Annotated in this window: 15 protein-coding genes, 1 tRNA gene and 1 other RNA gene; 11 read left to right on the plus strand and 6 right to left on the minus strand. The window is 55.0% G+C overall.

Going from position 1 to position 19,617, the window contains the following annotated elements; genetic code table 11:
• Positions 1–696: 696 nt before the first annotated feature.
• From V8L70_RS22975 to V8L70_RS18225, 4 genes are all read right to left on the minus strand, one after another.
• Positions 697–918: a DUF6538 domain-containing protein gene (locus V8L70_RS22975; RefSeq protein ID WP_431313232.1), complete on the minus strand. Its 222-nt coding sequence runs from the start codon at positions 916–918 to the stop codon at positions 697–699.
• Between the two features lie 74 nt (positions 919–992).
• Positions 993–1,089: signal recognition particle sRNA small type (gene ffs, locus V8L70_RS18215), an RNA gene on the minus strand.
• A gap of 52 nt (positions 1,090–1,141) precedes the next feature.
• Positions 1,142–1,218, minus strand: a tRNA-Met gene (locus V8L70_RS18220).
• Positions 1,219–1,304: 86 nt separating this feature from the next.
• A complete protein-coding gene (locus tag V8L70_RS18225) occupies positions 1,305–2,240 on the minus strand; it encodes a choline ABC transporter substrate-binding protein (RefSeq protein ID WP_008956649.1) in 936 nt (311 codons plus the stop codon).
• Between the two features lie 191 nt (positions 2,241–2,431).
• On the opposite strand from V8L70_RS18225, the gene betI reads away from it, so the two are divergent.
• The 11 genes from betI (at position 2,432) to V8L70_RS18280 (ending at position 17,305) form a co-directional block, all read left to right on the plus strand.
• Positions 2,432–3,052: a transcriptional regulator BetI gene (gene betI / locus V8L70_RS18230; protein ID WP_198555986.1), complete on the plus strand. Its 621-nt coding sequence runs from the start codon at positions 2,432–2,434 to the stop codon at positions 3,050–3,052.
• Between the two features lie 23 nt (positions 3,053–3,075).
• Positions 3,076–4,545, plus strand: coding sequence for a betaine-aldehyde dehydrogenase (gene betB / locus V8L70_RS18235; protein ID WP_101145340.1), 1,470 nt, complete (start codon positions 3,076–3,078; stop codon positions 4,543–4,545).
• A gap of 212 nt (positions 4,546–4,757) precedes the next feature.
• On the plus strand, positions 4,758–6,431 hold the full coding sequence (gene betA / locus V8L70_RS18240; protein WP_101145341.1) for a choline dehydrogenase: 1,674 nt from the start codon (positions 4,758–4,760) through the stop codon (positions 6,429–6,431).
• 202 nt (positions 6,432–6,633) lie between these two features.
• Positions 6,634–9,120 (plus strand): acyl-CoA dehydrogenase, encoded by a 2,487-nt coding sequence (locus tag V8L70_RS18245; RefSeq protein WP_101145342.1) that lies wholly within the window; start codon positions 6,634–6,636, stop codon positions 9,118–9,120.
• Between the two features lie 264 nt (positions 9,121–9,384).
• A complete protein-coding gene (locus tag V8L70_RS18250) occupies positions 9,385–10,482 on the plus strand; it encodes an ABC transporter ATP-binding protein (protein ID WP_008956660.1) in 1,098 nt (365 codons plus the stop codon).
• Positions 10,475–11,575 carry an ABC transporter ATP-binding protein gene (locus V8L70_RS18255; RefSeq protein WP_101145343.1) on the plus strand — a complete coding sequence of 367 codons (1,101 nt, stop codon included), beginning with the start codon at positions 10,475–10,477 and terminating at the stop codon, positions 11,573–11,575. Before V8L70_RS18250 ends, V8L70_RS18255 begins: the two co-directional genes overlap by 8 nt.
• Entirely contained in the window at positions 11,568–12,455 is an 888-nt protein-coding gene (locus V8L70_RS18260; protein ID WP_101145344.1) for a carbohydrate ABC transporter permease, read from the plus strand. Before V8L70_RS18255 ends, V8L70_RS18260 begins: the two co-directional genes overlap by 8 nt.
• Position 12,456: 1 nt before the next feature.
• Positions 12,457–13,353 carry a carbohydrate ABC transporter permease gene (locus tag V8L70_RS18265; protein ID WP_008956663.1) on the plus strand — a complete coding sequence of 299 codons (897 nt, stop codon included), beginning with the start codon at positions 12,457–12,459 and terminating at the stop codon, positions 13,351–13,353.
• Between the two features lie 12 nt (positions 13,354–13,365).
• Positions 13,366–13,638: a DUF2160 domain-containing protein gene (locus tag V8L70_RS18270; protein ID WP_008956665.1), complete on the plus strand. Its 273-nt coding sequence runs from the start codon at positions 13,366–13,368 to the stop codon at positions 13,636–13,638.
• A gap of 118 nt (positions 13,639–13,756) precedes the next feature.
• Entirely contained in the window at positions 13,757–15,508 is a 1,752-nt protein-coding gene (locus V8L70_RS18275; protein ID WP_101145345.1) for an ABC transporter substrate-binding protein, read from the plus strand.
• A gap of 153 nt (positions 15,509–15,661) precedes the next feature.
• The gene (locus V8L70_RS18280) at positions 15,662–17,305 is read left to right on the plus strand and encodes a glycerol-3-phosphate dehydrogenase/oxidase (protein WP_101145346.1); all 1,644 of its coding nucleotides are present in this window, start codon (positions 15,662–15,664) and stop codon (positions 17,303–17,305) included.
• A 71-nt stretch (positions 17,306–17,376) separates the two neighbouring features.
• Here the strand turns inward: V8L70_RS18280 and V8L70_RS18285 are convergent, their stop codons facing one another.
• Both V8L70_RS18285 and glpK read right to left on the minus strand, forming a co-directional pair.
• The gene (locus tag V8L70_RS18285) at positions 17,377–17,601 is read right to left on the minus strand and encodes a hypothetical protein (protein WP_101145347.1); all 225 of its coding nucleotides are present in this window, start codon (positions 17,599–17,601) and stop codon (positions 17,377–17,379) included.
• A gap of 498 nt (positions 17,602–18,099) precedes the next feature.
• Complete coding sequence (gene glpK / locus V8L70_RS18290) at positions 18,100–19,587, minus strand: glycerol kinase GlpK (protein ID WP_008956669.1); 1,488 nt, start codon at positions 19,585–19,587, stop codon at positions 18,100–18,102.
• Positions 19,588–19,617 lie beyond the last annotated feature (30 nt).

Raw genomic sequence — 19,617 nt, forward strand, 5'->3', positions numbered from 1 at the left:
CGGCGATTCCGGAAAACTGCCCAAAATCGGTCACGATAAAACGGAATGCGCGGTCACCATCATCCAGAACAGACGGTCACGTTCAAACGGAATGGGCGGTCACGATAGGGCGGAATACGCATGTAGAATCCCAAACAGAGAAGCCAGCGTTTAAATGGTATGTTCTCTCCCTGAACAGCCTTAAATAGTCTTTCAAGCTCAGTTTGAGTGAACACAGAGCGAAAGCTGTTCAACTTACGGCGCTTTTTCAACTTCATTCCGCTGAATGGATTTCTCTCAATACACTCTCCCCTGATAGCATACTCGAAGAGAGTTGATAGATACTTGATGTAATTGTTGTAGGTAGTTATCGAGATTGTCTTGTCAGCCTCTTCAATTACTTCATCGAGAGTCTTGTTGTGTAGAAGGCTTGTGACCCATTGGAGGGAGCTGTAATGCTGTCTCTCTGAAGCTCTTGGCATGGCTCAAGGAGACTTCTGAGATTGGTCTATTACCAATGATGCGAACAAGCAGACTTGCACAGCTTTTTTGTCATCAATCGTCTTCTCTGAGACGCCTTCTAGCCTCTGGCTCTTACTATAGGCATTCATCAGGCCAGTGATAGAGGGAGTGTCTCTGGTAGGCATCTGGAACAGTCCAGCATTCCCGCCAGCATCAGCAATAGGCGATATAAGTTCAGACGTGAGGGTTCTGAGGTCAGGACGGGTTCCAGCGTATGCAGCTTCTATCTATAAGCCTACAAGCGTTCACCACAAGCGGGTTTGCTTTCAGGATTGCTTCTCGTTTGCTTCTAGTTCTCAACGAACGCCGTACCTCACGCTTCCCAACTATGGGCTGCAACGGGGCAGGAACTACGATACGAAAATAGAAGACGCCTTGGCGGGTCTGGATGACGTAAGGAGGGAGGTTGCTAGGCATTTTGTATCACCGGATTGTGTTAATTGACGAATCCAGTGGTAGAAAAACCCTTAAAATTAAAAGCTTGGAGGCGACCCCAAAAGCCACATCCCGGCACACGCAGCCACCACTACCGTTGCTCCCTTCCGGGCCTGGCGGGGTTCGCAGTTTAGCGTTGCGGGAGGACCTAAGGGGCCACCATAACGGCACACTCGGTTGTTAAGTAAGTGTGCTAATGCTGATGTGGTGGCTACGCCCTGATTTGAACAGGGGACCCCATCATTATGAGTGATGTGCTCTAACCAGCTGAGCTACGTAGCCTTTCCTCATCAACGGGTGCAGATTATGCCTACCTTAACGATGAAAGGCAAGCCGGATTCCGGCTTGCCGCTATCACCAAAATTGACTTATTGAATAGCAGTACGCACGGCCTCAGCACCAGGCTCGCCGTTGCGTGTGGTCACGCCGTCTAACCACTCGTCCAGCACGCCATCATTGGCCTTCAAGTAATCACGCGCGGCATCACGAGGGTCTTCGCCATCATCCATGATCGCGCTCATTAGCTGGTTTTCCATTTCCAGGGTAAACGTCATGTTGCGCAATAGCGTGCCCACATTGGGGCACTCCTCCACAAAGCCCGCACGGGTATTGGTGTGCACCGTGGCGCCGCCCAGATCTGGGCCAAAATAGTCATCGGCATCAGAAAGGTAGGCCATCTCAAAGTTGGAGTTCATGGGATGCGGCTCCCAGCCCAAAAACACCATCCACTGCTCGTTGGGTACTCGGGCGCGCAGTTCTGCCAGCATTCCCGCTTCGCTGGAATCTATTACCTGCCAATCGCCAAGGCCATAAGCGTCATCATCGATCATCTGCTCAATCATCTCGTTGCCATCGTTACCCGCCTCGATGCCGTGCAAGCTGCGATCAAACTGGTCGGCATGCTCCGCTAAATCGTTAACCGAGGTCACGCCAGCGTCGTAAACATACTGGGGCACTGCAAGGGTGTACTTCGCCCCTTCCAGGTTAGCCACCAGGCGCTCAACCTCACCACGCTCGATATAGGGGTCGCTGATGGAAGCCATTGAGGGCATCCAATTACCCAGAAAGACATCAAAATCATTGTTGCGCATGCCTGCGTAGGCGATCGGCACGGAAACCGTATCCACGCTTGGCTCGTAACCAAGCCCTTCAAGTACTTCACTGGCTAGCGCCGTCGTCGCGGTGATGTCCGTCCAGCCCACTTCTGCAAAGCGCACGCTGCTGCACTCGTCGGCGTAAGCCACCGCTGGTAGGCCTGCTGCCAGCAATAAAGCACCTGCGTAGCGTGAAGAAGTTCTGCTCATGATCGTGGTTCCCCTTAAACGTCTGCTGCGAACACTCATTGATGGCAGAGGTCGCATCCAGTGTAAATGTCGGCGCCTTTTTATTGATTGAACGTTCAATAAAAAAATGCCATCATGGTTAGGTAATCATGCCTGCGCCTGGGTTTCAAGCATCTACCCAAGTTAGGCATTCAACGAATTAGGAGAACGCTGTGCCAAAGGTGGGAATGGAACCGATACGCCGCCAGCAGTTGATCAACGCGACCATGGTAGCCATTGATGAAGTCGGTCTGGCAGAAGCCACCGTCATGCGTATTGCACGTCATGCGGGCGTTTCAGCGGGTATTATCAGTCACTATTTTGGCGGCAAGGATGGCCTGCTTGAGGCCACCATGCGGCAAATCTTGACCGACCTTACCAAGGCCGTGGCAGTGCGCCGCCATGCGCTGGAAGACAACGCCCCGCGTGCTCATATCGGCGCCATTATCGAGGGCAACTTTGACCGCACCCAGGTCACCGGCCCAGCCGCCAAGACTTGGTTAGCCTTCTGGGCCAGCAGCATGCATAAACCCATGCTACAGCGGTTGCAAAACGTCAATGATCGCCGCCTTTACAGCAATTTATGTCACCAGTTTAAACGCGTCATGCCCCCTACCGAGGCCCGTAACGCGGCCCGCGGCTTGGCGGCCATGATTGATGGCTTATGGCTGCGCGGCGCCCTGACGCCTGAAGGTCTTGACGCGGCAGAAGCTCGCCACCTTGCGCACACCTATCTCGACCAGCTTTTTGCTCATCATGGATGCACTACGAAAGCATCCAATATTTATAGTTAATTAACTTATTCATGGAGACCGACATGGCCGCTCAAAACATACAGCCACTCTATATTGATGGTCGCCAGGTAGACGCCACATCAGGCGACACCTTCACAGTCACCAACCCTTTTGATGGCAGCTTGCTGGCCACGATTGGTCAGGCAAGCCAAGCGGATGTCGACACGGCTGTAGAAGCCGCTCTGCGGGGCCAGCGTGAATGGGCTGCAATGACCGGCATGGAACGCTCGCGCATCTTATTGCGCGCTGTTGCGATATTAAGAGAGCGCAATGACGAGCTTGCCGAGCTTGAAACCCGCAATACCGGCAAGCCGATCAGCGAAACGGCTAGCGTCGATATCGTCACCGGCGCAGATGCGCTCGAGTACTACGCTGGCTTGGCGCCTGCAATTCAAGGCAGCCAGATTCCCCTACGCGACAGCTCTTTTGTGTATACCCGCCGCGAGCCGCTCGGCGTGATTGGCGCGATTGGTGCTTGGAACTACCCGATTCAGATTGCCTGCTGGAAAGCGGCTCCCGCACTCGCGGCAGGCAATGCAGTAGTGTTCAAGCCCAGTGAAGTTACCCCGCTCACTGTGATGAAGCTGGCGGAAATCTTCACCGAAGCCGGTCTGCCCAACGGCGTTTTCAACGTGGTGCAGGGCGATGGCCGCGTAGGTGCCATGCTCACCGAGCATCCTGGCATCGCCAAGGTATCGTTCACCGGCGAAGCAGGCACCGGCAAGAAAGTCATGGCCGCCGCCGCTAGCTCGACGCTAAAAGACGTCACCATGGAACTGGGTGGCAAATCGCCGCTGTTGGTTTTTGCGGATGCCGACCTTGATCGCGCTGCAGACGCCGCCATGATGGCCAACTTCTACTCCAGCGGCCAAATCTGTACCAACGGCACGCGGGTATTTGTTGAGCGCAGCGTTAAAGACGCCTTTGAAGCCAAGCTGGTAGAGCGCGTCAAGCGAATCAAAGCAGGCGACCCCATGGATCCCAGCGTTAACTTTGGCCCCTTGGTCAGCTTCGAGCATCAGGAGAAAGTGCTCTCCTATATTGCCCTGGGCAAAGAGCAAGGCGCTCGCCTGCTCGTGGGTGGCGACGATTGGAATACCGGCAGCTATGCAGAGGGCGCCTGGGCCGCACCGACGATCTTCACCGACTGCACCGACGAAATGCGCATTGTGCGCGAAGAGATCTTCGGCCCGGTGATGTCGGTACTCGCCTTTAATGACGAAGCGGAAGTCATTCGACGCGCCAACGACACCCCCTATGGCCTGGCCGCGGGTGTCTTCAGCGAAAGTTTGAACCGCGCCCACCGTGTCATTCACCAGTTGGAAGCGGGTATCTGCTGGATCAACACTTGGGGTGAGTCACCATCGGAGATGCCGGTAGGCGGCTATAAAGAGTCGGGTATTGGTCGCGAAAATGGTGTTGAGACGCTCAATCACTACACCCAGACCAAGTCGGTACAAATCGAGATGGGGCCGTTTGAGTCAGTGTTTTAGTCCCTGAATTAACACTCTCAAACACTGCGGCACAGGTAGGCGTGAAAGCGAAGCGTCTTTTTCAGGGCCGGAAAGAGCTCCATGCAATTCCGGCATTCCCGCCATCCATGGCGGTCAGATGAGAAAGCCGAGCGCCCATGGATGGGTTCACAGCGTTTTCGTGTCACACCTACCTGTGCCAACTCATTACCATCTTGATGAGGGAAGCATTGATGCCTCAACCACGCGAATTTGATTACATCATTATCGGCGCCGGCTCCGCGGGCAACGTGCTCGCTACTCGCCTCACCGAAGACAGCAGCGTCAGCGTACTGCTGCTAGAAGCGGGTGGGCCGGACTACCGCTTCGATTTCCGCACTCAAATGCCGGCGGCCCTCGCCTTCCCGCTTCAGGGTAAGCGCTACAACTGGGCCTTCGAGACCGACCCCGAGCCGTATATGGATAACCGCCGCATGGAGTGTGGCCGCGGCAAAGGCCTGGGCGGCTCCTCGCTGATCAATGGCATGTGCTATATCCGCGGCAATGCACTCGATTACGACAACTGGGCCAAACAGCCCGGCCTGGAAGATTGGGACTACCTGAGCTGCCTGCCCTACTTCAAAAAGTGCGAAACCCGCGACATTGGGCCCAATAGCTATCACGGCGGCGATGGACCGGTGAGCGTGACCACGCCAAAGTCCACTAACAACCCGCTCTATCGCACCTTTATTGAAGCTGGTAAACAGGCAGGCTACCCAGAGACTGAAGACGTCAACGGCTACCAGCAAGAGGGCTTCGGCCCCATGGACCGTTTCGTCACGCCCAAAGGCCGCCGCGCGTCCACGGCCCGGGGCTACCTGGACATTGCCAAGAAGCGCCATAACCTTACTATCGAAACACATGCCGTTACCGATGTGATTGAGTTTGAAGGTAAACGCGCCGTTGGTGTTCGCTATGAACAAAAAGGGGAAAAACAGCAGGCCTACGTACGCCGCGAAGTGTTGCTATGCGGTGGCGCTATCGCCTCGCCGCAGATTCTGCAGCGTTCAGGCATTGGCAATCCAGAACTGCTGAACGAACTGAATATCGAGACGGTTCACGCCCTGCCCGGCGTGGGTGAGAATCTCCAGGATCACCTGGAAATGTACATCCAGTACGAGTGCAAAGAGCCCATCTCACTTTACCCGGCCTTGAAGTGGTACAACCAGCCTAAGATTGGCGCCGAATGGCTATTCAATGGCACCGGCGTTGGCGCCAGTAATCAGTTTGAATCCTGTGGCTTTATTCGCAGCCGGGATGAAGAGGAGTGGCCCAATCTGCAGTACCACTTCCTGCCCATCGCCATCAGCTACAACGGCAAGAGCGCGGTGCAGGCCCACGGTTTCCAGGCCCACGTCGGCTCGATGCGCTCTGAAAGTCGCGGCCGTATCCGCCTGACGTCAAAAGATCCACATGCGGCGCCCAGCATCCTGTTTAACTACATGGCCAAAGAGAAAGACTGGCAAGAGTTCCGTGATGCTATCCGCCTCACTCGTGACATCATCGCCCAGCCAGCCTTTGAGAAGTACCGCGGTCGTGAAATAGCGCCCGGACCGGACGTGCAGTCCGACGCCGAACTCGACGCCTTCGTCAAAGAGCATGCCGAAACCGCCTATCACCCCTGCGGCAGTTGCCGAATGGGCGAAGGCGAGATGGCGGTCACCGACGGCCAGGGGCGCGTGCATGGTATTGAAGGTCTGCGCGTGGTCGACGCCTCGCTCTTCCCGGTGATTCCTACCGGCAACCTGAATGCCCCCACCATCATGCTGGCGGAAAAGATCGCCGACCGCATCAAGGGTAATGAGCCGCTGCCCCGGGCGAGTGTGGACTACTATGTCGCCAACGGCGCGCCTGCCAAACGCGCCTGAACATTCCGTCTATTCGCCACTCAAAATGCCATGGCTTCACGTCATGGCATTTTTTTATATCTAACAAGGCATCCGGGTGTAAACATACCTAAAGGCTTGCATAAAACCGCGCCTATCTGCCAATATTCAAACAAGTGTTCGATTAACGCGCTCATTAACAACAGCAGGCTGTCGTTATAGGCCTGAAACAGAGAGAACTATTATGCTCACCCTACTCCTTATCGTGCTCGCCGTTGGTGGCCTGCTCGTGGTCATGCGTCGCGAAGCAGGCGCCCCCGCGGCGCTTGTGGTGCTTGGCGTATTGGGCCTTGTCGGCCTGCTGTTAGACGCTGAAGTGATCGGCGTTCTGCTATTGATTGGCGCCGCCGCTGTCGCCGTGGCAGGCCTGCCCGCCTTGCGTCGCAAATGGCTGACACCGCGCCTCTTCACCACCTTTAAAAAAGTGGCGCCCAAAGTGTCCGCCACCGAGCGCACGGCCCTGGAAGCGGGCAGCGTTTCTTGGGACGGTGAGCTATTTTCGGGCAAACCCCAGTGGGAAAAGCTGCTCGCCTTTAAAGACGAAGGCTTGCGCGACGATGAAAAAGCTTTCTTAGCCAATCAGTGTGCCAAAGCCGCTGGCATGTGCAACGCCTGGGATATCGCCCAAGAGCGCGCAGACCTGCCCCAGCAGCTGTGGGACTACCTGAAAAAAGAGGGCTTCTTCGGCATGATTATTCCGAAGGAGTACGGCGGCCTGGGCTTCTCGGCCAAAGCGCAGTCCATGGTGCTGCAAAAGCTCTCCGCCAACGAAACCCTGATGGTCACCGTGGGCGTACCTAACTCCTTGGGGCCTGGCGAGCTGTTGCTTAAATACGGTACTCAAGAGCAGAAAGATCACTACCTGCCACGCTTATCCGATGGCCGTGAGATTCCCTGCTTTGGCCTCACCGGCCCTCGTGCAGGTTCTGATGCCACGTCACTGCCCGATACCGGCGTTGTATGTAAGCAGACTATTAATGGCGAAGAAGTGCTTGGCCTGCGCCTTAACTTCGAAAAACGCTGGATCACGCTGGCGCCCATCGCCACAGTCGTCGGTCTTGCCTTCCGTCTCTTTGACCCTGAAAAGCTGCTGGGTGATGAAGAAGATCGCGGCATTACGCTGGCACTGATCCCCCGCGATACCGACGGCATGGAAATCGGTCGTCGTCACCACCCTATCGGCAGCCCGTTTATGAACGGCCCGATTATCGGTAAAGATGTCTTTGTACCGCTGGATACCATCATTGGTGGCCCGGACATGATCGGCCAGGGCTGGCGGATGCTGGTCGAGTGTCTCTCGATCGGCCGCTGCATCACGCTGCCCTCGGGCGCTACCGGCACCGCGCGTTATGCCCTGGGCTGGAGCGGTGGTTTCACTCGCGTACGTCGCCAGTTCAACGTACCGGTGGCCGAAATGGAAGGTGTGCAAGAGCCTCTTGCCCGCATGGCGGCATTGGCCTATATCTCCCAGGCCACCGTGTATCAAACTGCCAATATGATCGATCACGGCGAAAAGCCTGCGGTGCCCTCAGCCATTCTGAAAAGCCAGTTGACCGAATTCCAGCGCGTGCTGCTTAGTGATGCCATGGATGTTCACGGTGGCAAGGCGGTGACACTAGGCCCGCGCAACTACCTCGGTATCGGCTATAGCGCCAACCCGGTAGCAATTACCGTGGAAGGCGCCAATATCATGACCCGCAACCTGATGATATTTGGTCAGGGCGCGATCCGTTGCCACCCTTACGTGCTTGAAGAGCTGGCCGCAAAAGACGCCAATGACATGAAGGCGTTCGATAAAGCCTTCTTTGGTCATGCAGGCTTGATCTTTGGTAACGCCGCGCGCGCCTTTACCCTCGGCTTTGGCATCGGCAAATCCAGCGTTCCCTTTGATGGCCCAGCCACCATCTATGCTCAGGATATTGCCCGCCTTTCCGCTGGCTTTGGCCTATGTGCCGACGCAGCCATGGCAAGCCTGGGTTCAGCGCTGAAGAAACGCGAAATGATCTCCGCCCGGCTGGGGGATGTGCTTTCTAACCTCTACCTGACCTCCATGGTGCTCAAGCAGTGGCAAGCGGGCAGTAAAGTAGAAGGCGAAGAAGCGCTGCTGCACTACAGCTGTCGTTTCCTGCTTCAGCGTGCAGAACAGGCGTTCGTTGAGATTTTCGATAATCTACCCAACCGCGCCCTGGGTAAAACCCTCAACGCCGTAGTGATGCCGACCGGCCGCCGCTGGAACAAACCCCACGATGATTTGGCTCGCGATATCGCTAAGCGTGTTTCTACACACAGCGCCTTGCGTACCAAGCTGCTGGAAAACACCTGGGATGCGGATGACGGTGAGCAACGTAACCCGCTGGCGCGCTACAACGCTTTGCTGGTCGATTATGACCGCGCCGAAGCAATCTACCGCACGGTGAACAAAGCCTATGCCAAGGGCGAGCTACCGCAAACAGCACTGCATCCGGAGGCACGTGTAGAGGCCGGCTTGGAAAAAGGCCTTATCAATGAAGAAGATGCCGACTTCATGCGCATCTTTGAGGCCGAGGTTCTGGAAATGCTCACCGTGGATGATTTCGCCTATGATGCCTTCGCCAAGAACAAGTCCACGCTGATCGATCACAACGGCAAACCTGTGCCTGCGCCGAAACAGGCGGAAGAAAATATTAAGTAACACCTTCTTTTCAAGGAGTTACCTCAACATCAGCCGACTACTGCGCGCCAGTAGTCGGCTTTTTTGTTTTCGCTTTCTACGCCTAAATGCCTAGTCCTATCGCCCAAAAACGCGTTGCAAGTTCGCAAGTGATCAACTAGCCTTTCGTAAACGAAAGCAATTAATCTTATTTAACTGTATTGTTAACAGCATTCTCCGAGAGCGATCCCCCAACCGCTTCTCAAAATAGCTTTCTCCAATAACAATGACGCTAGCGAGATCGGCATGTCCTTACATTTGCAAAATATCGATCACATCGTTAACGGTGTGCCTCATATCAGTGGAATAGACCTAGCGCTTGAGCCAGGCTCATTCAATGTATTGCTAGGGCGGACGCTGGCCGGAAAAACCACTCTAATGCGTCTTATGGCGGGACTTGAGCCCCCTACCCGCGGAAAAATCATCATGGATGGCAAGGACGTCACCAACGTCTCCGTGCGCAAGCGCAATGTTTCCATGGTGTATCAGCAGTTTATCAACTACCCCAGCCTCACCGTTTACGACAACATTGCGTCGCCGCTGAAACTGGCCAAACACCCAAAAAGCGAGATTGATAAGCGAGTAGGCGAAATTGCTGAAATGCTGCATATCGAGCACCTGCTTAACCGCTACCCGCAAGAGCTTTCCGGCGGCCAACAGCAGCGCACCGCCATGGGGCGGGCCTTGATCAAAGATGCCGACTTAATTCTGTTTGATGAACCGCTGGTCAACCTGGATTACAAACTCCGCGAAGAGCTGCGCGACGAGCTTCGTGATCTCTTCAAAGCGCGCAACTGCATCGCGGTGTATGCCACTACCGAGCCCAACGAAGCGCTGGCGCTGGGTGGAAACACCGCCGTCCTGCATGAAGGCAGATTGCTTCAGTATGGCCCTACCGAACAGGTTTACCGGGAGCCAAACGGCCGCTTCAGCGCTGAAATGTTCTCCGAGCCGCCAATTAACATTGTTCCCGGTCGGCTTACCGATACCGAAATCACTTTCGATCAAACGTTACACTTTCCCTGCGATGACAAGTTAAAGCGCTTGGAGCCAGGTGACTATGATTTTGGTGTCCGCGCTTCGCACCTCACCTTGCAGCCACAACGCGCCGATGACCTGACGCTGGACGTCCATGTGGATGTAGCAGAAATCAGCGGCTCTGAAACCTTCCTGCATGTTCACCACGAACGTTTCCCCTTAGTGCTGCACCTAGCGGGCATTCACCAGTTTAGTGTTAATGAACCCCTGAAAGTTTACTTCCCCACCCATCAACTTTACGCCTTCGACAAACAGGGACATACAGTCCATATTCCTGCGCGTCAGGGAGGAGCTGCCCATGGCTGAGATCACTTTAAAAGGTCTGGCGCACTCCTATGAAAAAACGCCCAAGGGTGCAGCGGATTACGCTATTCGGCAGATGGATCACGTGTGGCATCAAGGCGGTGCCTATGCGCTTTTGGGGCCATCGGGTTGCGGTAAATCAACGCTACTCAATATCATTTCCGGTCTGCTTGAACCCTCAGAGGGTGACGTACTTTTTGACGGCCAGCGAGTTAACGAACTCCCCCCTGAAGAGCGCAATATTGCCCAGGTTTTTCAGTTCCCGGTGATCTACGACACCATGACGGTGTTCGACAATCTCGCCTTTCCCCTGCGCAATATGAATACCCCCGAGTATCGGGTGAAACCCAAGGTGCTTGAAGTTGCCGACATTCTGGAACTGACGCCGCTGCTGAACCGCAAGGCGAAGAACCTGACCGCCGATGAAAAGCAGAAAGTTTCCATGGGGCGTGGGCTGGTACGCGATGACGTGACGGCCATCCTGTTTGATGAGCCGCTGACGGTGATCGACCCACAGTTAAAGTGGAAGCTGCGCCGCAAGCTCAAGGAGATTCACGAACGCTTCAATATCACCATGATCTACGTGACCCACGACCAGTTGGAGGCGTCTACCTTCGCGGACAAGATCGCCGTGATGTACGACGGTCAAGTGGTTCAGTTCGGCACGCCCCGGGAGCTGTTTGAACGCCCGGCCCACACCTTTGTGGGGTATTTTATCGGCAGCCCCGGCATGAACTTCATGGCCATCGAGTATCGAGATGAGCACGTCATGTTCGGGAATCAATCACTGCCGGTCAGCGAGTCGGTAAAACGTGTGATTGCGACTGCCAGTTCCCGCAATATCAAACTGGGTATCCGTCCCGAATTTATTGCCATAACCACCAGCCCGACCGCCGACAGCGTACCGATTGAGGTCGTCAGCGTTCAGGATTTGGGCACTTACTCCCTGCTGACCTATAAGCTCAACGCACAAACCTTCAAGGCACGCCTTCCCGAAGGGCACTCACCCGTGGGGGAAGCGGCGTTTGCTGAGTTCGATACAGCAAAACTCGCCCTCTATATCGATGAATACCTCGTGGAGACCGGCCATGAATAACAAGGTACCCAACAACAAAGCGTGGCTGCTGGTGCTTCCCATGCTGGTATTGGTGGCGTTCTCCGCCATCATTCCACTGATGACCGTCGTCAACTACTCGGTGCAGGATGTGCTCGGCCCTAACGCCAGCTTTTTCACTGGCACCGAGTGGTTTAAAACCATGCTCAACGATGAGGCGCTACAAGCGGCGTTTCTGCGCCAGATTTCGTTCTCATTGATTATTCTGGCTATTCAGATTCCGCTGGGAATAGGGATCGCCCTGATCATGCCCAAACGGGGCTGGCAGGCCTCCGCCGTGTTGATATTGATCACGCTGCCGCTGCTGATTCCCTGGAACGTGGTGGGCAGCATCTGGCAAATCTTTACCCGTGGTGATATTGGCTTAATGGGCTGGGGGCTGCGCGAACTGGGCATCAGTTACAACATCACCGGTGACGCCAGCGATGCCTGGGTAACTATCGTGCTGATGGATGTATGGCACTGGACCCCGCTGGTGGCCATGCTTTGCTACAGCGGCCTGCGCTCGATTCCTGAAGCTTACTATCAGGCTGCACGTATCGACCGTGCCTCCAAGTGGGCAGTGTTCCGCTACATCCAGTTGCCCAAGCTCACCAACGTGCTCGTTATCGCCGTCCTGCTGCGCTTCATGCACTCGTTCATGATTTACGCCGAGCCCTTCGTGTTGACCGGCGGCGGCCCTGGCAGCTCGACAACCTTCCTGAGTCAGTCGTTGGCCACTATGGCGATCGGCCAGCAGGACCTGGGGCCTTCTGCCGCGTTCTCGCTGATCTACTTCCTTGTCATTCTGCTGGTGAGCTGGGTGTTCTACACCACCATCATGCACATGCAGAAAGACAAGCCCCCGCATGGAGGTGCCTAACATGAGCTACCAACTCGAAAACACCCAGCGCGGTGAAAAGTACAACACGATTTTTAGCAAAGTTTCACCTGCCAAGCGGCGTAACCGCACTGCTCGGGCGCATTGGCGCTCACGTATCCTGCTGGGCCTTTATCTGGCGCTGATGATCCTGCCCATTTACTGGCTGATCAACATGTCGCTGCAGACCAACAGCGAAATTCTTGGCTCGATGACGTTGTGGCCGCAAAACCTGACCTTTGACAACTATATTGGCATCTTCACCAACTCAAGCTGGTACATGGGCTACGTCAACTCAATGCTCTACGTGGCCATGAATATGCTGATCACCATTTGCGTCGCGCTACCGGCCGCTTACGCCTTTAGCCGCTACACCTTTATCGGCGACAAGCACCTGTTCTTCTGGCTGCTGACCAACTTGATGGCTCCCCCCGCCGTCTTCCTGCTGCCCTACTTCCAGCTTTACTACTCGGTAGGCCTTTTCGACACCCACATTGCCGTCGCGCTGGCCCACTGTCTTTTTAATATCCCGCTGGCGATCTGGATTCTGGAAGGCTTCATGAGCAGCGTGCCCAAGGAGATCGACGAAACGGCCTATATCGACGGCTATAGCTTTCCGCGCTTCTTCGTCAAGATTTTCATTCCGATGATCCGTTCGGGCATTGGCGTCACGCTGTTCTTCCTGTTCATGTTCTCTTGGGTGGAACTGCTCCTGGCACGCACGCTAACCGCCACCGATGCCCAACCAATCGGCATGATTATGACGCGCACCTCGACAGCCTCCGGAATTGACTGGGGCACCCTGGCCGCCGCCGGTGTGCTGACCATTATTCCCGGCATTCTGGTGGTCTATTTCGTCCGTAATCATATTGCCAAGGGCTTTGCCCTGGGCCGTACCTGAGGAGAGCGCACCATGTCTTGGATGGTATGGACCATGCCCACCGCCATATTCTTTTCATCAATCGCTGCCATGCTGGCGGGGATGACGATATGGGAGATCCTGTCTCCCACCATAGAGCGCAAAGGGTTTTTACCCATTGCCACCACTCGCGGAGACCGGCTGTTTATCGGCCTGCTCTCGGCGGCCTTTATCCACCTGGGAGTGATTGGTTTCACTTCATTATCCATCTGGATTGCACTAGCGGTATCAGCCGTATGGCTACTGGTTTTAATGCGCTGGGGCTAGCCCTTGAGACAGCCTCTTGAGATAGCCCTTAACAAGTTGTTGAAAAAGCACTTCAGCGTTTATTCGGTATCAAGGACGGCCAAGCCATCAAGGAAGAACACAACAAAACGAGGTCACCATGCAAAAGCACTACAACAAATTCAAACTGACAACCCTCGCCGCCAGCTTGCTGTTGGCATCGGGTACGCTGTCAGCGCAGGAAGAGGATGCCCGCGCCATTGCTGAACGCTTGGTCGATGAGCACTTCCAGAACTCGACGCTAAGCCGTGAAGAGCAGATCGAAGAACTGATGTGGTTTGCCAAGGCTGCCGAGCCTTTCCGTGACATGGACATTCAAACCGTGGCGGAAGGCCTCACTACCCACGTTTATGAAAGCGAAGTGTTAGCGGAAGCCTTTAGTGAGCTGACCGGCATTAACCTGACCCACAACATCATTGGTGAAGGCGATGTCGTGGATACCATGCAGAACCAGATGCAGTCGGGCAACAGCATCTATGACGGCTTCGTCAATGATACCGACTCCATTGGCACGCATATCCGCTATGGCACCACCATCAACCTCTCTGAAGCGATGGAGAACGAGTGGGCCGACTACACCCTGCCCACGCTGGACCTGGATGACTTCATCGGTCTGCAATATGGTACCGGCCCAGATGGCAGCATCTACCAACTACCGACCCAGCAGTTCGCCAACCTTTACTGGTTCCGCCATGACTGGTTCACCGACCCCGACCTGATGGCCCAGTTTAAGGAAATCTACGGCTACGAACTCGGCGTACCGACCAACTGGACCGCTTACGAAGATATCGCCAAGTTCTTCACCGAGGACGTGGGTGAGATAGACGGCACCAAGATTTATGGCCACATGGATTACGGTCGTCGTGATCCGTCACTAGGTTGGCGTTTCCACGACTCCTGGCTCTCCATGGCGGGCATGGGCAGCCAAGGGGTTCCCTTCGGCAACCCAGTGGATGACTGGGGTATCCGCGTCAATGAAGATAGCCAGCCGGTAGGCGCCAGCGTCAGCCGTGGCGGTGCTACCAACTCGCCGGCCTCCGTGTTTGCGATGCAGAAAGCCGTCGACTGGCTACGCGATTACGCACCTGAAGAAGCGCAGGGCATGACTTTTGGTGAAGCAGGCCCCGTGCCCGCGCAAGGCCATATTGCCCAGCAAATCTTCTGGTACACCGCGTTCACAGCTGACATGACCGACCCCGCCGTTGCGGTGACCGATGATGAAGGCAACCCGCTGTGGCGCATGGCTCCTTCCCCCACCGGCCCCTACTGGGAAGAGGGTATGAAGGTTGGCTACCAGGACGTAGGAGCATGGACATTCTTTGACTCAACGCCCGAAGACCGCCGCACCGCCGCCTGGCTGTTTGCCCAGTTCACCGTGGCAAAAACCACCTCGCTGGAAAAACTCATGCATGGTTTAACGCCGATTCGTGAGTCTGACATCTTCTCTGAGCAGATGACCGAAATGGCACCCAAGCTGGGTGGCCTGGTGGAGTTCTACCGCAGCCCCAACGAATCCAACTGGACACCGACCGGTACGAACGTACCTGACTATCCGCGCATGGCACCACTGTGGTGGCAGAACCTTGCACCGGTCATGAGTGGTGAAGTCACACCCCAGGAAGGTCTCGACAAGCTAGCGGCAGACCTGGACAGCACCATGAACCGTTTGGCCCGCGCTAACGTCTTCGACAGCTACGCGCCTGTACTTAACGAAGAGCAGGACCCACAGGTCTGGCTGGATCAGGAAGGCGCCCCGAAAGCCAAGCTGGATAACGAAATGCCGCAAGGCACCACCGTTCCTTACGATGAAATGATGGAAGCCTGGATGGCCGCCGGTACGCGCCAAGAATAACTAAGCTTAATAACTAAGTTTAGGAAAACTACGCGTCAAAGCTTGCAGGGCGGGCGACTGCCCGCCCTGCCAAGGGTTTCATTGGCGGTATGCCAGAGCAAAAGAGAGAACACCCACTGCAACCGGGCTATTGATTGGTTAATTGGATCCGCTATGAAACTGCGAAATAGAAACATTGAAAAGTTACCTAACGAAACCTTTGATGCTCTGATTATCGGCGGCGGCATCAATGGCGCGGCCACCGCAGCAGCGCTGGCTGGTAAAGGCGCAAAAGTTGCACTAATTGACCGCGGCGACTTCGCCGGCAGTACCAGCATGCACTCCTCCAACCTGGTATGGGGAGGCATCAAATACATGGAAAGCAAGGATTTTGCCCTGGTTCGCAAACTATGCAAAAGCCGCAATCACTTGATCAAGAGTTACCCTTCCACGGTGCAGGAAATTCGCTTCCTGACCACTATTTCAAAAGGTTTCCGCCACTCTCCACGCTACCTGTGGGCGGGCACCTGGCTTTACTGGCTGATGGGCAACGGCTTCACCAAACTGCCGCGCCTGCTCTCGCCAAATAAAATCAAGCAGGAGGAGCCCATCATTGATATTGAGGGGGCCGTTGGCGGTTTCGAGTATTCTGACGCCTACCTGCACGATAATGACGCTCGATTTGTCTTCAACTTTGTTCGCCAAGCGCTTAACTATGGGGCGATTGCCGCCAACTACGTCGAATCACTTGGCGCCGAGCGCCAGGATGGCCTATGGGTGACCAAGGCACGCAACGTGATGGATGGCAGCACCTTCGATATACGCGCCAAGGTACTCATTAACGCGGCCGGCCCGTGGGTGGATCAGCATAATGAGCTGACCGGCCAAAAAACCACTCACCACCACCTCTACTCCAAAGGCATTCACCTCATCGTTCCGCAATTAACGGATTCCCAGCGGGTGCTGGCGTTTTTTGCTGACGATGGCAGATTATTCTTTGTCATTCCCATGGGTAACCGTACCTGCATCGGCACCACGGATACGCATATGGAGCATCCGGAGGTGGAGGTCACCGCTGACGATATCGCCTTTGTGCTGGAAAATATCAACAAGCGTTTGACCCTGGCCAAGCCATTGAGCCAAGACGATATTATTTCTACCCGCTGCGGCGTACGGCCGTTAGCGATCAAAGATGATCAAGGCAACGATCGAGACTTCCTGCAGCTATCGCGCAAGCATGTAGTCGACACCAATGCCGAAAGCGCGCATATCAGTATCTTTGGCGGCAAGCTGACCGATTGCTTGAATGTGGGTGATGAAATTGCCGAAGAGATCAGCCAGTTGGGCGTTTCCCTCACAGACCCTAAATTCCACTGGTACGGCGAACCACCCAACCCCGTCAAGCAGCAGTTTATGGATCAGGCCAAGCGCATGAACCTGGATGCCATGACCGCCCAGACCTCATCTGAGCTGCTCTCCACACGGCTCTGGCGGCGTTATGCCGACCAAGCTATTCAGATGTTGGAGAAAATCCGCCAGGATCCTGCCCAGGGTGAAATTCTAATCGAGGGCACCGAGTATATTCGCTGTGAGCTTGAGCATGCCCGCGATCACGAAATGATCACTCAGCTTGAAGACTTTCTACGCCGTCGTGCCAAGGTCTCGCTGGTTGTTCCCCATGAGCAGTTGCGCCATTCAAACGGTCTGAAAGAAGCCTGCCGGGTATTATTTGGCGACGATGCAGATGAACGTTTTAACAGTTACTTTGAACAACACCGGGACACATCGCTGCCTTTTACACCCGTAGCCAATGCTTAATCGTTGATAAAACTAAAAAGCCCCCTTATATCAATAAGGGGGCTAAGGGTTATTTAAGCAATTGTTCTATTTTACTCTTCATCTTCAATACGAAGTTGAGAGTCTCCCGCGAGCACTTCATCCCAGGCTTCTTCCAGTGTGTAGCCTGAACGACTATCCACCGTGTCGATAACCTCAACCGCATGTTGCAGTGACTCACGATTACCCTTCAGCGCCACCACTAACCTGGCGAGATCTTGCTTGCTGAAGGAGCTGGCGATGCTATTGGCTTGTTGGCTCAGTTCGATGCAGTTCATTAGTACTACCTCATGGTATGGTCATCCGCTGCCTAACCGCCAATCGGTTTAAAAGCAGCCATCTTAATTAACGACGTATGGTGACGTTGCTACTCATGCTGGGCCGGATAAGTGCCCAGTTCGGTAACTGCGAAACGGTCACAAGCGTTACAAGACCTTCGCCCTTTAGCGCTAGGGTAATACTGAAGCGCTATCGTTCTGTAGCAGGGATTAGTTCAGTGATTCGGGATAACGAGTCACCTTCCTGATCCATGACCTCACTATGGGCTACAGCAGGAAAGCTCACAATGCGTCATTGGCCGCAGGCATGGTTGTAACTCGACTACATAAACGCTCAATAAGCGTTAATGGTGTTAAAGACTTTCATGAGGGGCGCTAAAAGCGAAGAAAGGCGGCCAATTGCTTAATTGGCCGCCGCATTATAAAGAATCGAAAGAGTGAATAGATAGTGTGCTTAAGTAGGAAGGCTGCACTTATTAGTTGAATTCAGGTCATTATCTAAGGCGTGGAGCGGACTCTCGACACCGCATCCAACCAACCCTGGTAAAGCTGCTCACGTGTAGCTTCTTCCATGGTGGGCATAAAGCTCTTCTCGCAGCGCCACAGTTGTTCGATCTCTTCCAGGGTTTGATACCAGCCCAGACGCAGACCCGCTAAATAAGCAGCCCCCAGCGCAGTGGTTTCCAATATGGTGGGGCGATCCACCTGCACGCCCAGCATATCGGCAAGAAACTGCATCACCCAGCTGTTTTTCACCATACCACCGTCAACCCGTAAATTGCCCGGCGGCGCCTCCATATCGTCATTCATGCAGTGCTGCAGGTCACGGGTTTGGTAGCACACCGCCTGGAGCCCCGCGGCGACTATTTCAGCAATACCGGTATCGCGGGTTAAACCAAAAATCGCGCCACGTGCTTTTGGGTCCCAGTGCGGCGCCCCTAAACCGGTAAAAGCGGGCACCAGATAAACGCTATGCCCGCTACGGGTCTTCTGAGCCAGCGCTTCGGTTTCCGAGGCATCGGCAAACAGATTCAGACCATCGCGCAACCACTGCACCGTCGCCCCGGCCACGAAAATACTGCCTTCCATCGCATAGGTCGGCTTACCGTTAAGCCGGTAGCCAATCGTGGTCAACAAACGATTACGCGAAAGCGAGGGCGTCTCACCGGTGTTCACAATCATAAAGCAGCCGGTACCGTAGGTACTCTTGCCCATCCCCGGCTGAAAGCACGCCTGCCCGACCAACGCAGCCTGCTGGTCGCCTGCTACCCCTGCGATGGGAAGCGGTGCGCCTAGCCAGTGCGCCTCGGTAGTACCGAAATCATCGCTGGAATCTTTCACTTCGGGCAGTAAATTGGCGGGTATATCGAATAGTGCCAGTAGCTCGTCATCCCACTCTTGGGTATGGATATTGAACAGCGCGGTTCGAGACGCGTTGGTAGCATCGGTGACGTGCTGCTGGCCGCCGGTCAACCGCCAGATTAGAAAGCTGTCGACGGTGCCGAAGGCCAGTTCCCCCCGTTCGGCGCGCTCACGTGCGCTCTCGACATTCTCCAGCAGCCAGGCAAGCTTGGTCGCCGAGAAATAAGGATCAATCAGCAGGCCGGTCTTGGCTTGAACGATCTCGGTATGCCCTTTATCCCGCAGCGACTGGCACAAATCCGACGTGCGGCGATCCTGCCAGACAATGGCGTTATACAGCGGCTTGCCGGTTTTTCGATCCCACAGGATGGTGGTTTCACGCTGGTTGGTAATGCCTATACCGGCAATCTGGTCTGGCGTAATCTCGGCACTGGCCATCACTTCTCGGCAGGTGGCCACTACCGTTTCCCAGATATCTTCGGGGTTGTGCTCAATCCAGCCGTCATGAGGGAAGTGCTGGGTGAATTCCTGCTGAGCGACGGCCGCCACCTGACCTTCGCGGTCAAAGAGAATAGCGCGCGAGCTGGTGGTACCCTGATCAATGGCGAGTATATAAGAGGACATGTCGAGTTCGCTTTGTTGTATTGTCTTTCG

It is taken from the genome of Vreelandella arctica (genome assembly GCF_037070215.1).
Taxonomy (GTDB): domain Bacteria; phylum Pseudomonadota; class Gammaproteobacteria; order Pseudomonadales; family Halomonadaceae; genus Vreelandella; species Vreelandella arctica.

What these genes read in the sequence shown, in the direction of transcription:
- V8L70_RS18250 (WP_008956660.1), top strand. Translation starts at nt 9,385, where the DNA reads ATGTCCTTACATTTGCAAAATATCGATCACATCGTTAACGGTGTGCCT.
- glpK (WP_008956669.1), bottom strand. Translation starts at nt 19,587, where the DNA reads ATGTCCTCTTATATACTCGCCATTGATCAGGGTACCACCAGCTCGCGC.
- V8L70_RS18260 (WP_101145344.1), top strand. Translation starts at nt 11,568, where the DNA reads ATGAATAACAAGGTACCCAACAACAAAGCGTGGCTGCTGGTGCTTCCC.
- V8L70_RS18280 (WP_101145346.1), top strand. Translation starts at nt 15,662, where the DNA reads ATGAAACTGCGAAATAGAAACATTGAAAAGTTACCTAACGAAACCTTT.
- V8L70_RS18285 (WP_101145347.1), bottom strand. Translation starts at nt 17,601, where the DNA reads ATGAACTGCATCGAACTGAGCCAACAAGCCAATAGCATCGCCAGCTCC.
- V8L70_RS18265 (WP_008956663.1), top strand. Translation starts at nt 12,457, where the DNA reads ATGAGCTACCAACTCGAAAACACCCAGCGCGGTGAAAAGTACAACACG.
- V8L70_RS18225 (WP_008956649.1), bottom strand. Translation starts at nt 2,240, where the DNA reads ATGAGCAGAACTTCTTCACGCTACGCAGGTGCTTTATTGCTGGCAGCA.
- betB (WP_101145340.1), top strand. Translation starts at nt 3,076, where the DNA reads ATGGCCGCTCAAAACATACAGCCACTCTATATTGATGGTCGCCAGGTA.
- V8L70_RS18245 (WP_101145342.1), top strand. Translation starts at nt 6,634, where the DNA reads ATGCTCACCCTACTCCTTATCGTGCTCGCCGTTGGTGGCCTGCTCGTG.
- V8L70_RS18255 (WP_101145343.1), top strand. Translation starts at nt 10,475, where the DNA reads ATGGCTGAGATCACTTTAAAAGGTCTGGCGCACTCCTATGAAAAAACG.
- V8L70_RS18270 (WP_008956665.1), top strand. Translation starts at nt 13,366, where the DNA reads ATGTCTTGGATGGTATGGACCATGCCCACCGCCATATTCTTTTCATCA.
- betA (WP_101145341.1), top strand. Translation starts at nt 4,758, where the DNA reads ATGCCTCAACCACGCGAATTTGATTACATCATTATCGGCGCCGGCTCC.
- V8L70_RS18275 (WP_101145345.1), top strand. Translation starts at nt 13,757, where the DNA reads ATGCAAAAGCACTACAACAAATTCAAACTGACAACCCTCGCCGCCAGC.
- V8L70_RS22975 (WP_431313232.1), bottom strand. Translation starts at nt 918, where the DNA reads ATGCCTAGCAACCTCCCTCCTTACGTCATCCAGACCCGCCAAGGCGTC.